Source organism: Bartonella sp. AP7XZML (assembly GCF_042195745.1).
Lineage (GTDB): Bacteria > Pseudomonadota > Alphaproteobacteria > Rhizobiales > Rhizobiaceae > Bartonella.
The window spans coordinates 1-620 of the sequence record NZ_JBHIOT010000069.1; the positions used below are offsets into that span (position 1 = coordinate 1).

At 45.5% G+C, this 620-nt stretch carries 1 pseudogene; it reads left to right on the forward strand.

Going from position 1 to position 620, the window contains the following annotated elements:
* Nucleotides 1-74 (forward strand): annotated as a pseudogene (locus tag ACFILT_RS05640) (transcriptional regulator); the annotation flags it as partial.
* Nucleotides 75-620: the final 546 nt, after the last annotated feature.

Genomic DNA, 620 nt, shown 5'->3' on the forward strand with positions numbered 1-620 from the left:
ATTCACTTTTGAAAAATTTTAGAGAGCTCCAGCCGAAAAAACAAAAAGCAATCTTGTGGCTGATTTCTGATTAAGCAAAAGCGCACACAAAGCATAAATCCTCCGCATCATTTTACGGATATACGTTTTTATTTTACGGATCAACGTTTTGATGCTTCTCCACATTTACAGAAAGCAGCCAAACGAAACTTTCAAATTCCTCTCGCACCGCTTTGTAAACATAGGTTTGTCAACAATACAGCTTCTTACTCTAGCCAATTCCCCTGCTGATTTCAGATCACGACACCACAAAGGATAATGTTGCATCAAACGCGACAGATACCTCCTATTTTAAAATATTCTTGCCCCTTCACCACCCTAAAGTAAGATCACGCAAAGCACCGGTCAATCCCACTTCAAAAATAACTTTCCCCACACCCTCTCTCCTCAACACCCCCACCTCTTCATCCCAACTCCCCTCCCTTCATAAACTCTTCACCCCCCACACCCTCTCTCCTCAACACCCCCACCTCTTCATCCCAACTCCCCTCCCTTCATAAACTCTTCACCCCCACCCCTCTCTCCTCAACACCCCCGCCTCTTCATCCCAACTCCCCTCCCTTCATAAACTCTTCACCCCC